The organism is Brevundimonas sp. BH3 (assembly GCF_045345115.1).
Taxonomy (GTDB): Bacteria; Pseudomonadota; Alphaproteobacteria; order Caulobacterales; family Caulobacteraceae; genus Brevundimonas.
In genome coordinates, this window is sequence record NZ_CP150796.1 from 2957177 (window position 1) to 2970774 (window position 13598).

Here is a 13598-nt window from a genome sequence, read left to right on the forward strand (position 1 = left end):
CCGCGACATTTGCTCCCAATACGGAGCAAAGACGAGAAACCGGCATGTAACGGTTAAAGCGACCCAAACCCGTTCTGAAACGCGAACAGGGCCTGATCGTAAGATCAGGCCCTGTTTCGTGGGTAATCCCGACTGGAGCGGGCGAGGCGATTCGAACGCCCGACCCTCACCTTGGCAAGGTGATGCTCTACCCCTGAGCTACGCCCGCATCCGATGGGCAACAGTGCTGCCCGACGTCGAGGAGGCGGTAAATAGCCAAACATGCCGCGTAAGGCAACATCCAAAAAGCTGAAATCATACAGTTTTTGAAAATTTTTCGGTTGGGTCCCCATCAATCGCCAAAAACGAAAAGGCCCGCCGGTGTGGCGAGCCTTTTGATCGTTTTCCCGACTGGAGCGGGCGAGGCGATTCGAACGCCCGACCCTCACCTTGGCAAGGTGATGCTCTACCCCTGAGCTACGCCCGCATCCGTCAGGACGACTATTGCCGTCCGCGTCGAGGAGGAGGCGTTTAACCGCCCCCTCTGCTCTCCGCAACAGTTTTTTTGAAATCGCGAAATTTTCTTTAGCGATCAGCCGAAGCCATTAACGGGGTGCGAGGCGGATCGCACCGTCCAGACGAATGCACTCGCCGTTGATATAGACATTCTCGGCCAGATGCAGGGCGAGGTTGGCATAGTCCTTGGGTGTACCAAGACGTTTGGGGAACGGGATCATAGCGGCCAGCGCGTCCTGAACCTTCTGGTCCATACCGGCCATCATCGGGGTCCACATGATGCCCGGCAGGATGGTGTTGACGCGAACGCCGTCATTCATCAGGTCGCGGGCCACCGGCAGGGTCATGGCATAGACACCGCCCTTGGAAGCCGAATAGGCGGCCTGACCGATCTGGCCGTCCTGAGCGGCAACCGATGCGGTATTGATGATGGCACCGCGCTCGCCGTCTTCCATCGGGTCCAGTGTCACCATGCCCGCTGCCGACTGCGACAGAACGCGGAAGGTACCGAACAGGTTGATCGTTACGGTGCGCTCGAACTGGGCCATGTCATGAGCGCGGATCTCGCCGGTGTCCTTCTTGCGCGACACGGTCTTCTGGCCGGTGGCGATACCGGCGCAGTTGACGGTCAGGCGTTCTTGCCCGTGGGCGGCGCGAGCCTTGGCAAAACCGGCGGTAACGCTCTCGTCCGAGGTCACATCCACCTTGCAGAACACGCCGCCGATTTCGGCTGCAACGGCTTCGCCCTTTTCTTCGTTCAAATCGAAGATGGCGACCTTGACGCCCTTGGCAGCCAGAGCGCGGGCTGTGCCTTCGCCCAGACCCGAGGCACCACCCGTAACGACTGCTGCAATCGAACCATCGAGTTTCATCGAAACTGTTCCTATATAAAAAAGTGAACCCAGTGCTGAGGACAGGGATTAAACGGCCATGACCGTCAAAACCAAACCGGCGTCACCACATGATGCCATCGATCCGCACAAGGCGCTCGTGCCTGTGGTTCATAAAACGAATGAGATGCGTGTGAAACGGGACTTTTGGCCCAAGATGCGAAAGGTGGCCTCGAAAATCCCGTTTGCGGATCAGGTGCTATCTGCATGGTATGCCACTCAAGACCCTGAAACCCCGTTTCGGGCCAAGGCCTTGTTGCTGGGCGCACTCGCCTATTTCGTGATGCCCGCCGATGCCATTCCGGACATTTTCACAGTGGTCGGCTTCAGCGACGATGCGGCGGTGCTGGCCGCCGTGCTGGCTACACTCGGTGCACACATCAAGGATCGCCACCGTATGAGCGCCAAGGCCATGCTGGCTCGTTTGCGGGACGAAGCCCCCGAAGAAAATGCTTCGTCCCGCAAGACCTGATCAGTCCTCGGTTACCACCACGATCTTGCCCAAGGCCTGACGCGCTCCCAGCGCCTTGATGGCGTCGACGGCTTTTTCCAGAGGGAAGGTCTGGCTGATGCGCGGCTTGATCTTGCCCGCCTTATACAGGTCCATCAGCTCCGCCATATTGGCCGCATGGCTCGCCGGATCACGGGCAATTGCCGCGCCCCAGAACACCCCGACCACCGACACCGATTTCAGCAAGGTCAGGTTCAGCGGCAGGGACGGAATACCGGCGGGGAAACCCACCACCAGATAACGTCCGTTCCAGTCCATGGCCCGCAGCGCCGGTTCGGCATAGTCACCGCCGACCGCGTCATAGACCACATCGGCACCGTCACGACCGGTCGCCAGCTTGAACTCTCCGGCCAGCTCTTTCTGAGCCGCCTTGTCCATCGGGCCGGTCGGATAGATCAGGCCGTTATCGGCACCCAGTTCCAGCGCAAACTCGACCTTGTCATTGGTCGAGGCCGCCGCCACCACGCGCGCGCCCATGGCCTTGCCCAGCTCGACCGCAGCCGCCCCCACACCGCCCGCAGCGCCCAACACCAGCAATGTCTCGTCCGGTTGCAGCTTCGCACGGTCCTTGAGCGCGTAATATGAGGTGCCATAGGTCATGACAAAGGCCGCTGCCATGTCGAAATCCATGCCATCCGGAATGGGGATCAGGCTGTCGGCAGGCACAGCGATACGTTCCACAAGACCACCCCAGCCCGGCACCGCAATCACGCGGTCGCCACGACGTACACCTTTGACGCCCTCGCCCACCGCATCGACGATACCGGCCACCTCGGCCCCCGGAGAGAAGGGGCGCTCGGGCTTGAACTGGTATTTGTCCTCGATAATCAGGGCGTCGGGATAGTTGATCCCGATGGCCTTGACCTCGATCACCACCTGACCCTTGGCGGGCGTGGGGTCCATCACCTCTTCGACAACGAGGCTTTCGGGGCCACCGGCCACCTTGGACAAAACAGCGCGCATTGATACTTCTCTCCGACATCCCCTGTCGGTAAACCACCGACACAATTGCGACGCTAAAGCACCTCATAGGCCGCTGCCTAGAGGGATACCGTTGTTTCAGGAGCATTCCATGGGTCGTCCGGCACTTATTCTCCACGGCGGAGCAGGCGCTCGCCGCGAGCGCAACTACGATCTTGAGGTCGTGCATATGCGCGAGGTCGTCGAGGCCATGAAGGCCCGTCTGAACGCCGGTGCCAGCGCCCTTGATGTCGCCGTCGAAGCCGTAGTGATGCTGGAAGACAGCGGCCTTTATGTTGCTGGTCGCGGGGCCTCGCCCAATCTGGACGGTGACTACGAACTGGATGCCAGCATCATGGACGGCGAAACCGGCAAGGCCGGTGCGGTTGCCGCTCTGCAAGGTTATAAAAACCCTATCATCGCCGCCCGTGCGGTAATGGACAAGACCCCGCACGTTATGCTGGCCGGAAACGGTGCGGCCCGCTTTGCCGCCGCACAGGCGCTGGAGCCTGTGACCGAACCGGACCAGTGGTTCACCCGCGCAGGCAAGGGTGAGGACAATCATCCCCCCGGCACGCTAAGCCACGGCACGGTCGGTGTCTGTGTGCTCGATATCCATGGCCGACTGGCCGCCGCCACCTCGACGGCGGGTGTGTTCGGCAAGATGCCGGGCCGTGTGGGCGACACCCCCATTCCGGCTGCGGGCACATGGGCAGACGAGAATGCGGCGGTGTCCTGCACCGGACAGGGCGAATACTTCATCCGCGCCGCTGCTGCCGTCCGCACCGCCATCGGCGTGGGCGCGGGGCAGTCGCTGGAAGATGCCGCCACAGCCACCATTGCCCGTATCGGCGACATGGGCGGTGATGGCGGCCTGATCGCGCTGGACCGCCATGGCGCGATTGCCGATCCCTATAACAGTCAGGGCATGAAACGCGCCTGGCTGGACACGGACGGCAATATCGTCGTGCGCGTGTTCAACGACTGATCCGCACAGCCTTTGCGCGAAAACATTACAACACAGTAAGGTGCAGCACAGGCTTGGGGGGCGTTATGTGGATTCAATCCCTTTGACGCACCGGAGAGGTCCATGAAGACCCGCCACCTGTTCTGCACCGCTGTATCGGCGCTTGCGCTTGTCACCGCCGCCCCGGCTCTTGCTGCACCTGCCCCTGCTACGGATGTTGCACAGGCCCCTTCGAGTGTTGAAGTGCCACCGCTGGGCTATCAGCGCCGTGTGCTGGACAATGGGATGGAGGTCTATACCCGCAACGATCCGACCTCGGCCAATGTGGCGGTTCAGGTCTGGTATCGCGTCGGCGGCAAGGATGACCCCTCGGGCCGTTCGGGATTTGCACACCTGTTCGAACACCTGATGTTCAAGGCCACCGAGAACGTTCCCAATGAGACGTTCGACCGCCTGACCGAGGATGTCGGCGGCTATAACAACGCCTTTACCGCCGAGGATGTGACCGCCTATCACGAGATGGTGCCCGCCAATCATCTGGAGCGCATCCTATTTGCCGAAGCCGACCGTATGGGCACGCTGGTGGTGGATGAGGCGAACTTTGCCTCCGAGCGCGACGTGGTGAAGGAAGAATACCGCCAAAGCGTGCTGTCCAACCCCTATGGCCGTCTGTTTTACCTGTTCTCGCCAGCCACATTCTTCAAGGAGCACCCGTACCGCCGCGGCGTGATCGGCTCCATCGAAGAACTGGAATCGGCTTCGCTGGAAGACGTGCTGCGTTTCCACCGCACCTATTATCGTCCAGACAATGCCTTCCTGATCGTGGATGGTAATTTTGACGAAGCGCAACTGAACCGCTGGGTGGACCAGTATTTCGCACCCCTGAAAAACCCGAACACCGCCATTCCGGTGCGTACCGTCACCGAACCCAAGGCCACCACGCCCGAAGACCACACATTCTATGCCCCGAACGTGCCGCTGGAGACGGTGATGATCGGTTGGCACACGGTTCCGGCCAGCCATCCGGACGTGGCGGCCCTGTCGGTTCTGGACGGCATCCTGTCCACGGGTGAAAGCAGCCGACTGCACCGCGCCCTCGTCTATGACGCACAAGCTGCCAACAGCGCCTCGTCCAGCCCCGACTTCATGAAGGAAGCCGGAACGCTAAGCGCCTATGCCATGATGTCGCCGGGTCATTCGCTGGACGAGGGCAAGGCCCTGCTGGAGCGCGAAATCGCCCGCCTGCGCGACGAGCCCGTCACGGCGGCTGAGCTGATCGAAGCCAAGAACGAACTGATCGCCAGTGCCCTGTCGGAACGCGAAGGTGCCCAAGGCCGCGCCGATGTGCTGGGCTGGGCCCTGATCAAGACCGGAGATGCCGCGACCGCCGACAATGAAGTGGCTGAAATCCAGAAGGTCACCGCCGCCGACGTCCAACGTGTGGCGCGCCAGTATCTGACCCCGCAAAGCCAGATCACCATGCGTTATCTGGCCTCGACCGATACCAACCCGACTACGGCCCAGACCGTCAATATGGCAGGGCCGGTCAAGGTGGCCGACCTTGCCCCTATGGGCACGCCGTCGGTGACCAAGCCGGAAGGCCAGCGCACACCGATCCCGCAACCCGGTGCGGAGGTCAGCCCCGCCACCCCCGCTATTACCGATTTCAATCTCGACAACGGTCTGCGTGTGCTGGTGGCCCGAAACAACCAGCTTCCACTGGTTTCGGCTCGCCTGACCTTCAAGGCCGGTTCGGCCTATGACCCGCAGGGCAAGTCGGGCGTGGCCTCTATGACCGCCAACATGCTGACACAAGGCACCCAGCGTCTGGGCGCTCCCGAAATCGCCACCCAGATCGAGCAGTTGGGGGCCAATATCGGTGCCGGAGTAGGCCGCGACCAGTTCAACGTTTATGCCAGCAGTCCGGCCAATGTATTTGGTCAAACCATGGACCTGCTGAGCGAGATTGTGCGCCAGCCGGCCTTCTCGGCCGAGGAACTGGAGCGCCAGCGCACCCAGACCCTCGACAGCCTGAAGGTAGCCCTCAGCCAGCCCGGCTCGCTGGCCTCGATGGCGACAACACGTCTCAATTTCGGTGACAGCGCCTATGGCAACCTGACAACCGAGCGCACCGTCACTGCAATGACCACCGATGATCTGGCGGCCTATCATACCCGCTACATCCGCCCCGATCAGGCCATTCTAACCTTCTCGGGCGACATCACCGCCGAACAGGCCCGCGCACTGGCCCAGAAAGCCTTTGGTGACTGGCGCGCAACCACCCCGCCCTCGGCTGCCGCTCCCAACATCCCCAACAGCCAGCCTGCACCGCGTGTGGTCGTGGTGAATCTGCCGGGTGCCGGTCAGGCGGCGGTGTCGATTTCGTCGCGCAGTATTGCCCGCACCGATGACAGCTATTTCCCGCTGGCTCTGGGCAATACCCTGCTGGGCGGCAGCTATTCGTCGCGCCTGAATAATGAAATCCGCGTCAAGCGCGGTCTGTCATATGGGGCACGCTCGGGTGTCGGTGCCATGGCACAGGCGGGCCTGTTCACAGCATCGACACAGACCAAGAACGAGTCCGCCGACGAGGTGGTCGAATTGCTGCTGGAAGAGGTGGGCAAGATGAGCCAGTCCCCGGCCAGCGAAGCCGAACTGGGGCCGCGCCGCGCCATCATGATTGGCGGCTTTGGCCGTTCTATCGAAAGTGTATCGGGTCTGGGTTCGCTGGTGGCTGAACTGGCCGCCTATGACCTGCCGCTCAGCGAGCTGGCCGTCTATGCGGATCGCGTTAAGGCCGTAACGCCCGAAGAAATTCAGGCCGCCTTTGCCGACAAGTTGCCGACCGCCCGTGCCAATGTTGTGGTGGTGGGTGATGCGTCGATGTTCATCGACGACCTGAAGGCCAAATATCCGAATGTCGAGATTATCGACGCCACGGACCTGAATCTGGACAGCGCCACACTGCGCTAGGTTCAAACCGCGAGGCAGACGACCTGTGCCACGCGCAGGTCGCGCCTCAACTGGTCGGCGACGGCCCCGTAATTGCGGGTCGTCACCGTCTGGCCCAGCACATCCTCGTCGCGCCCGCGCTCCGGGCCGACCGCTGCCACAAAAGCCCCCGGTGCCGTCGTATAGATGCGGCCGCGACGCGGAGACTCAGCAATCGTCACCCCTAGAACCCGACCCTTACGATCCAGTACCGGTGCGCCCGACAGGCCCGACAGCGTGCCCGACAGGCCGCGTGTGCGGCCCGCCTCGGCCCAAGCCAGAACGGGTTCATCATAGCTGTTATTGCGGCCGCGGACGCGCAGGGTTTCGCGCCCGATCAGACGACTGGCCACCTCGCCCGGCTTGCCCTGCGGATAGCCCGGATGAAAAGCGCGCTGGCCCTTATAAAGCGGCTCGTCTCCGGCCAGAGGCAGGGCGGGCGGCCCCCCATCGGTCAAAAGCAAAGCCACATCTGTCTTGGCCGCCAGACGGACATCGGCGGCAAGGGCGCGTTTCTTGTCGATAATCAGCGCAGGCTGGCGGCAGCCTTCGACAACGTGTCGCGCCGTGATCCAGCGTCCGTCATCGGCAATCGAAAAGGCCGTTCCCATCTGTGGACGCACATCGGCATCGGCAGCATCGACAACCACATTGGGGTCAAAAGGTGTGATCGGACCCAACAACTCGCCGGAATCCATTTCCGCTGGTCCCACAGCAGGCGCATCGGCCCGCTCGCCACGGTTCAGAGAGGCCACCAGAAGCACCCCGATGACCGCACAATAGATCAGCCAATCCGGAAGGGGCCAACGCATGGCTTAGCCCGTCAGCGAAGCGGCAATAATCAGAGAAGTGGCAATCTTGGCACCGGCCAGCACCACCGCCGCCGACACCTCGCCACGCTCGATACGCTGCGGCAGGCCGCTCAGCAAAAGGTCCACAACGCGGAATACCAGCAGTTGCAAGACCACAGTGGCCACACCCCAGATCACAATATCGCGCAAGGACGTCGACACTGCCAGCGACACCGCCAGCGGAATGGCCAAGCTTAACAGAACGGCCGCAAAACCTGTCGCCGCCGCCGTATTGCCCTGACGGATCAGGCGCACCTCGCGCCACGGGGTCAAAAAGGCATAGACCGTCGCCGCCGCAGCCAGCAGTCCGAACGTGACCACCAGATGCAGCATCATCACCGGAAAGCCATTGGCAAACGCCTGGACTTCCGGACTCGACAACACACCGTTCAGGTTCGAGGTTTCCATAGAAACGCCAACAGCCTTTCAGACACCCACGACGGGACCAACCCATGCCTTGCCCGAAAGCCCCCCGCTTCCGCAAGGACCGCACAGCCACACTCGGATCAAATCGTGAAACCCAAGGTTGCCGAGGCGGTAAAACCGCCATCGAAATACAGCCTTAGGCGGCGTCGGCTTCGTTCGCTTCCTGCTGTTCCTTGCGCAGTTCCGAAGCGCGTTTCTTTTCGCTTTCGGACTTGAGCTGGCCACAAGCAGCAAGGATATCGCGGCCGCGCGGGGTGCGGATCGGCGAGGCATAACCGGCGCGGTTCAGGATGGCGGCAAAGGTCTCGATCGCCTTCCAGTCCGAGCAGACATAGTCGGTGCCCGGCCACGGGTTGAACGGGATCAGGTTGATCTTGGCCGGAATACCCGAAATGAGCTTGACCAGAGCGCGGGCCTCTTCGGCGCTATCATTGACGCCTTTCAGCATCACATACTCGAAGGTCACGCGTTTGGAATTGCCCAATCCAGGATAGGCGCGGATGGCATCCATCAGCTGCACCAGCGGGTATTTCTTGTTCAGCGGCACCAGAACATCGCGCAGCGGGTCATTGGTGGCGTGCAGGCTAATGGCCAGCATGGTGCCGGTGCGCTCGCCCAGTTCAGGAATTTTCGGAACCACGCCCGAGGTCGAAACCGTTATGCGACGACGCGAAATCGCAATGCCTTCGCCATCGGAGATGATGTCGATGGCATCCGAAACATTGTCGAGGTTATAGAGCGGCTCACCCATACCCATGAACACGATGTTCGACAGGCGGCGGTCTTCCTTGGGCGAGGGCCATTCATCAAGATCGTCACGGGCCACCTGAACCTGAGCCACAATTTCCGCCGCCGTCAGGTTACGCACCAGCTTTTGCGTGCCGGTATGGCAGAACGAACAGTTAAGCGTGCATCCGACCTGTGAGGAAACACACAGTGCACCAGCGCGACCAACATCGGGAATATAGACGGTCTCGACCTCGATGCCCGGCCCCATGCGGATCAGCCATTTGCGCGTGCCGTCCTTGGACACCAGACGCTCGATCACCTCGGGACGAGCCAGTGTAAAAGCCTCGGCCATGGCCAGACGCGTGTCCTTGGCAATGTCGCTCATCTGGGCGAAATCGGTCACGCCATAGTGGTGAATCCAGCGCCACGCCTGGGTTGCGCGCATCTTGGCTTTTTCAGGCGGGCAGATTCCGGCATCGATCAAGGCCTGACGCAGGCCCTCGCGTGTCAGACCCGAAAGGTTGACGGGAGCCTTGGGGGCAGGCGTGGAACGCGTAAGGTCCAGCGTGATACTCACGGCGGGCAAATCCTGTGACCGAAAGGGGGATAAGTGCGGAAGTGTAGCACAGATAGGATCTCTTGTCGCCTTCGCCATCTCTGCGCCGTCTTCCGACCTTCGGAGCGGCGCTTGATCCCTCCGTCAAAGGCCGCTAGAGGCAGCCTCGTTGGGGAGTAGCTGCCGACGTCTCTCAGTCGGGTTCGTGTCAACACACTTGCCGCAAGGCATGGCGCGATCAGCGGATTTATCCGCCTAGCGAGACCAGCACGTCCGTGGGGGCCGCGCCGGCCTGCGCCCATGGTGTGCTGTCACGCGTCCGGCCCTGAATTGTATATGTCACCTTTTGCTATTCTGATTTTGTCGCTCAGCATGTCTGCCGATGCGTTTGCTGCCGCCATCGGTCGCGGAGCCCAGCAACGCCCTGATTTCGTACAGGCCATACGCTCGGGACTGGTATTCGGCATTATCGAAGCCCTGACTCCGCTGATCGGTTTTGGCCTTGGCATTATTGCCGCCGGTCTGGTCGAGGCCATCGACCACTGGATCGCTTTTGGCCTGCTGGGCGCGGTCGGGGCCAAGATGATCTGGGAAGCGTTCAAGCGCGACGAGGATGCCACCGAAGAGCAAGCCCCTGCCCCCATGGCCGCAGGCCGTGCAGGCAAGCTGGCCCTGGTGGCTACTGCCATTGGTACATCCATTGATGCAGGTGCCATCGGAGTCGGTCTGGCCCTTCTGGGCGAGAACATCTGGATCATCGCTGCTGCCATCGGCGCCACAACCTTTATTCTCGCCACACTGGGCCTGCTGATCGGCAAGTTCGCCGGTACGAAACTGGGGCGCATAGTGGAACTGGTAGGCGGCGTTGCTTTGATCGTGCTGGGTACAAAGATCCTTATGGAACATCTGGGCTATTTGCCGCACTAATACGGCAGCTGAGCCACAGCAAAAGGATACGCGCCATGACCTTCAAAGCCCTGAGCCTGTTGGGTGCCATCGCCCTGACCACCGCTGCCTGTGCAAGCACGGGTGGCCAAAACACCTATCGTCAGGATATGGCAAAGCTGGAGCAGGACTGCACCAGCCGTGGCGGTATCCTGCAACCCACAGGAGCCATGACCGGCCGTCCCGAAACGGAATATGCCTGCCGCATCACGACGCCGACGCGCATCAACCGCGACTGAGGCGTCGCACCACTCTAAAATTTTGGTGTGCTGATAATGCGAGGTGGTGGTTGGAGGCGGGATCGAACCGCCGACCTGTGGGTTATGAATCCACCGCTCTAACCATCTGAGCTACCCAACCGACCTACCGCAATCTGGCGAGCCAGATTCACCGTGAGGTGATCTGCGCAGGCAAACGTGTCTGCCAGCGCGAGAGCGGTGCCTATATCTCTGCATCTGTTTCTGTTCAAGGGCTTAAGTTCGGATTTTTCAAACTTCTGGCCCGCGACACAAAAAGCAGTCGAATTATTGCACGCGTGACCTAGTCTGGATCACAACGATCTTTATTCAGCAAGGCTTAGCGATGAACACCGTCACCCGCTCCATTCTTATGGCTTGCGCCACATCGGCACTGACCCTGACAACCGCCTGCGGTGCCTCGCCACAGGCTCCCACCGCCCCTGTCACGGGCGATCCGGTCGAGACACGTCCGCCGAACAATCCCGATCAGAAGCCAGCGCTCGAAGGCCAGACCCGCGCCCCTGGCATGACCACCCAAGGCCAGATGACCCATGCGGTTATCGCATCGGGCCTTGAACATCCGTGGGGTCTGGCCGCCCTGCCGGATGGCCGCTGGCTGGTGACCGAAAAACCGGGCCGTTTGCGCATTGTCACAGAAAAGGGCGAGATCAGCGCACCGATCTCCGGCTTGCCGCAAGTGGATGCCAAGGGTCAGGGCGGCCTGCTGGATGTGATCCTCAGCCCGTCTTTCGCTCAGGACCGCCTTATCTATTTCTCTTATGCCCAGCCGCGCGAAGGCGGCAACGGCACCGCCGTCAGCCGCGCCCGCCTGTCGGACGACGGCACCAAGTTGGAAAACCTGCAAACTGTGTTTCAGGTGGCCCAGACCTATGATGGCGACAAACACTATGGCTCGTCTCTGGCCTTTGGTCCTGACGGCAAACTCTACATCACCATTGGTGAGCGTTCGGACAAGCCCAAGCGCCCCGACGCCCAGAACCTAGGCACCCACCATGGCAAGGTCATCCGCATCAATGCTGATGGCTCGGTGCCCGCCGACAACCCGTTTGTCGGACGTGACGGTGCCCTGCCGCAGAACTTCACCTATGGGCACCGCAACCCGCAGGGCATTGCCATCCAGCCTGGCACAGGTGCGGTATGGACCATCGAACACGGTACGCGCGGCGGTGACGAACTGAACCTCATCAAGGCGGGCAACAACTATGGCTGGCCGATTGCGGCCTATGGCATCGAATATAATGGCGAGGCCATTCCGAATGCTGTGACAACCGTCGAAGGCACCGTCCAACCCGTCTATTACTGGGATCCGGTCATCGCACCGGGCGGCATGACCTTCTATACCGGCACCATGTTCCCCGAATGGAACGGCAATGCCCTGATCGGCGGCTTGGGTGGCCAGCATCTGGTGCGTCTGGTCATCGAGAACGACAAGGTGGTCGGCGAGGAGCGCCTGCTGGTTGGCCTAGGTGAGCGTATTCGCGATGTCGCCGTAGGCGCAGACGGTGCCGTTTGGGTCATTACGGACGAAGAAGACGGCAAACTTGTACGTCTGTCGCGATAATCGCGATTCTCAGGCTGATACTCCCGGTTCCAGAAATACGTCATAATAACATGATTGTCATTATGACGTATTTGCCCTATGCACTCACGCGCCTTGTTACTTGACGTTGACGTAAACGTCGGCTTTCTAGGCGGGATAAGTTTGCACTGTGCCAGATGCGACACCTGTCACATGCGCAAGCCATAACGGTTTCCGCACGTCACCCCGTGACCGCGGAACACGAACAACAGAGAGACGCACCAAGATGGCCGAGGCCTATATCTACGACGCCGTGCGGACCCCCCGCGGCAAGGGCAAGAAAGACGGCAGCCTTCACGAGATCACGGCTCTGAGCCTGGCCTCGCAAGTTCTGCAAGCCCTGCGCGACCGCAACAACATCGACACTGCCCTGATCGACGATGTGGTTCTGGGCGTCGTCTCGCCGGTCGGCGAGCAAGGTGCCGACATCGCCCGCACCGCCGTGCTGGCTGCCGGTTACGATCAGCGTACCGCCGGTTTCCAACTCAACCGTTTCTGCGCATCGGGCCTCGAAGCCGTGAACGTGGCCGCAGCCAAGGTAAAATCGGGCGAAGCCGAAATGGCTATTGGTGGCGGTGTCGAGGCCATGAGCCGTGTACCCATGGGTTCGGACGGCGGCGCATGGCCGATTGACCCTTCGGCGGCCTTCCCTGCCTATTTCGTGCCGCAGGGCGTGTCGGCCGACATGATCGCTTCGAAATACGGCATCAGCCGCGATGACGTGGATGCCTATTCGGTGGAATCGCATAAACGCGCGGCCCGTTCTTGGGAAGAAAAGCGCTTTGCCAAATCGGTTGTCGCCGTAAAGGACCAGTTGGGCCTGACGCGCCTCGCCCATGACGAAACCATCCGTCCAAACACCACCATGCAGACCCTCGGCGGCCTGAACCCGTCCTTCGCCATGCTGGGCGGCATGGGTTTCGACGCCGTTATCAACCAGCGCTACCCCGAAGTGGCGGGCGTGAACCATGTCCACACGCCGGGTAACTCCTCGGGTATCGTGGATGGCGCTGCCGGTGTTCTGGTCGGTTCTAAAGAGATGGGCGAGCGTCTGGGCCTCAAGCCGCGCGCCAAGATCCTTGGTGGTGCTTCGATCGGTTCGGAACCGTCGATCATGCTGACCGGCCCCGAGCCTGTCACCCGCAAGCTGCTGGCCAAGCTGGGCATGTCGGTGGCCGATATCGACCTTTATGAACTGAACGAAGCCTTTGCGGCTGTGGTTCTACGCTACATGCAGGCGCTGGATATCCCGCACGACAAGATCAATGTCTGCGGCGGCGCCATCGCCATGGGCCACCCGCTGGGTGCCACCGGTGCCATGATCCTCGGCACTGTGCTGGACGAGTTGGAACGCTCGGACAAATCGACGGCTCTGGCCACCCTGTGCATCGGCGGCGGCATGGGTACCGCCACCGTGATCGAACGCGTCTGATCTAGG

Annotated in this window: 12 protein-coding genes and 3 tRNA genes; 7 read left to right on the plus strand and 8 right to left on the minus strand. The window is 61.2% G+C overall.

What is annotated here, in order from left to right:
- Positions 1–133: 133 nt before the first annotated feature.
- From WEU32_RS14405 to WEU32_RS14415, 3 genes are all read right to left on the minus strand, one after another.
- Positions 134–208 (minus strand) — tRNA-Gly (locus tag WEU32_RS14405).
- Between the two features lie 183 nt (positions 209–391).
- Positions 392–466, minus strand: a tRNA-Gly gene (locus WEU32_RS14410).
- 118 nt (positions 467–584) lie between these two features.
- Positions 585–1367: an SDR family oxidoreductase gene (locus WEU32_RS14415; RefSeq protein ID WP_312138360.1), complete on the minus strand. Its 783-nt coding sequence runs from the start codon at positions 1365–1367 to the stop codon at positions 585–587.
- A gap of 58 nt (positions 1368–1425) precedes the next feature.
- Here WEU32_RS14415 and WEU32_RS14420 point away from each other — a divergent pair, with 58 nt between their 5' ends.
- On the plus strand, positions 1426–1857 hold the full coding sequence (locus tag WEU32_RS14420; protein ID WP_406852379.1) for a YkvA family protein: 432 nt from the start codon (positions 1426–1428) through the stop codon (positions 1855–1857).
- Here WEU32_RS14420 and WEU32_RS14425 read toward each other — a convergent pair whose 3' ends face one another.
- The gene (locus WEU32_RS14425) at positions 1858–2859 is read right to left on the minus strand and encodes an NADPH:quinone oxidoreductase family protein (protein ID WP_406852380.1); all 1002 of its coding nucleotides are present in this window, start codon (positions 2857–2859) and stop codon (positions 1858–1860) included.
- A gap of 109 nt (positions 2860–2968) precedes the next feature.
- On the opposite strand from WEU32_RS14425, the gene WEU32_RS14430 reads away from it, so the two are divergent.
- On the plus strand, positions 2969–3844 hold the full coding sequence (locus WEU32_RS14430; protein WP_406852381.1) for an isoaspartyl peptidase/L-asparaginase family protein: 876 nt from the start codon (positions 2969–2971) through the stop codon (positions 3842–3844).
- A 102-nt stretch (positions 3845–3946) separates the two neighbouring features.
- Complete coding sequence (locus WEU32_RS14435) at positions 3947–6796, plus strand: M16 family metallopeptidase (protein ID WP_406852382.1); 2850 nt, start codon at positions 3947–3949, stop codon at positions 6794–6796.
- 2 nt (positions 6797–6798) lie between these two features.
- Here the strand turns inward: WEU32_RS14435 and WEU32_RS14440 are convergent, their stop codons facing one another.
- From WEU32_RS14440 to rlmN, 3 genes are all read right to left on the minus strand, one after another.
- Positions 6799–7626 carry a serine protease gene (locus WEU32_RS14440; RefSeq protein ID WP_312138367.1) on the minus strand — a complete coding sequence of 276 codons (828 nt, stop codon included), beginning with the start codon at positions 7624–7626 and terminating at the stop codon, positions 6799–6801.
- 3 nt (positions 7627–7629) lie between these two features.
- Positions 7630–8073: a DUF350 domain-containing protein gene (locus tag WEU32_RS14445; protein ID WP_312138368.1), complete on the minus strand. Its 444-nt coding sequence runs from the start codon at positions 8071–8073 to the stop codon at positions 7630–7632.
- 154 nt (positions 8074–8227) lie between these two features.
- On the minus strand, positions 8228–9397 hold the full coding sequence (gene rlmN / locus WEU32_RS14450) for a 23S rRNA (adenine(2503)-C(2))-methyltransferase RlmN (protein WP_406852383.1): 1170 nt from the start codon (positions 9395–9397) through the stop codon (positions 8228–8230).
- A 315-nt stretch (positions 9398–9712) separates the two neighbouring features.
- On the opposite strand from rlmN, the gene WEU32_RS14455 reads away from it, so the two are divergent.
- Together WEU32_RS14455 and WEU32_RS14460 are read left to right on the plus strand one after the other, a co-directional pair.
- Complete coding sequence (locus tag WEU32_RS14455; protein WP_406852384.1) at positions 9713–10303, plus strand: manganese efflux pump MntP family protein; 591 nt, start codon at positions 9713–9715, stop codon at positions 10301–10303.
- A gap of 35 nt (positions 10304–10338) precedes the next feature.
- Positions 10339–10560, plus strand: a complete 222-nt coding sequence (locus WEU32_RS14460) for a hypothetical protein (protein WP_406852385.1) — start codon at positions 10339–10341, stop codon at positions 10558–10560.
- Between the two features lie 44 nt (positions 10561–10604).
- Here the strand turns inward: WEU32_RS14460 and WEU32_RS14465 are convergent.
- Positions 10605–10681 (minus strand) — tRNA-Met (locus WEU32_RS14465).
- A 222-nt stretch (positions 10682–10903) separates the two neighbouring features.
- On the opposite strand from WEU32_RS14465, the gene WEU32_RS14470 reads away from it, so the two are divergent.
- Both WEU32_RS14470 and WEU32_RS14475 read left to right on the plus strand, forming a co-directional pair.
- Positions 10904–12142: a PQQ-dependent sugar dehydrogenase gene (locus tag WEU32_RS14470; protein ID WP_406852386.1), complete on the plus strand. Its 1239-nt coding sequence runs from the start codon at positions 10904–10906 to the stop codon at positions 12140–12142.
- Positions 12143–12386: 244 nt separating this feature from the next.
- Positions 12387–13592 carry an acetyl-CoA C-acetyltransferase gene (locus WEU32_RS14475; RefSeq protein ID WP_312138378.1) on the plus strand — a complete coding sequence of 402 codons (1206 nt, stop codon included), beginning with the start codon at positions 12387–12389 and terminating at the stop codon, positions 13590–13592.
- Positions 13593–13598: the final 6 nt, after the last annotated feature.

Coding starts and splice junctions, on each gene's coding strand:
- WEU32_RS14475 (WP_312138378.1), top strand. CDS start 12,387: ATGGCCGAGGCCTATATCTACGACGCCGTGCGGACCCCCCGCGGCAAG.
- WEU32_RS14435 (WP_406852382.1), top strand. CDS start 3,947: ATGAAGACCCGCCACCTGTTCTGCACCGCTGTATCGGCGCTTGCGCTT.
- WEU32_RS14415 (WP_312138360.1), bottom strand. CDS start 1,367: ATGAAACTCGATGGTTCGATTGCAGCAGTCGTTACGGGTGGTGCCTCG.
- WEU32_RS14445 (WP_312138368.1), bottom strand. CDS start 8,073: ATGGAAACCTCGAACCTGAACGGTGTGTTGTCGAGTCCGGAAGTCCAG.
- WEU32_RS14425 (WP_406852380.1), bottom strand. CDS start 2,859: ATGCGCGCTGTTTTGTCCAAGGTGGCCGGTGGCCCCGAAAGCCTCGTT.
- WEU32_RS14470 (WP_406852386.1), top strand. CDS start 10,904: ATGAACACCGTCACCCGCTCCATTCTTATGGCTTGCGCCACATCGGCA.
- WEU32_RS14440 (WP_312138367.1), bottom strand. CDS start 7,626: ATGCGTTGGCCCCTTCCGGATTGGCTGATCTATTGTGCGGTCATCGGG.
- WEU32_RS14420 (WP_406852379.1), top strand. CDS start 1,426: ATGACCGTCAAAACCAAACCGGCGTCACCACATGATGCCATCGATCCG.
- WEU32_RS14460 (WP_406852385.1), top strand. CDS start 10,339: ATGACCTTCAAAGCCCTGAGCCTGTTGGGTGCCATCGCCCTGACCACC.
- WEU32_RS14430 (WP_406852381.1), top strand. CDS start 2,969: ATGGGTCGTCCGGCACTTATTCTCCACGGCGGAGCAGGCGCTCGCCGC.
- WEU32_RS14455 (WP_406852384.1), top strand. CDS start 9,713: ATGTCACCTTTTGCTATTCTGATTTTGTCGCTCAGCATGTCTGCCGAT.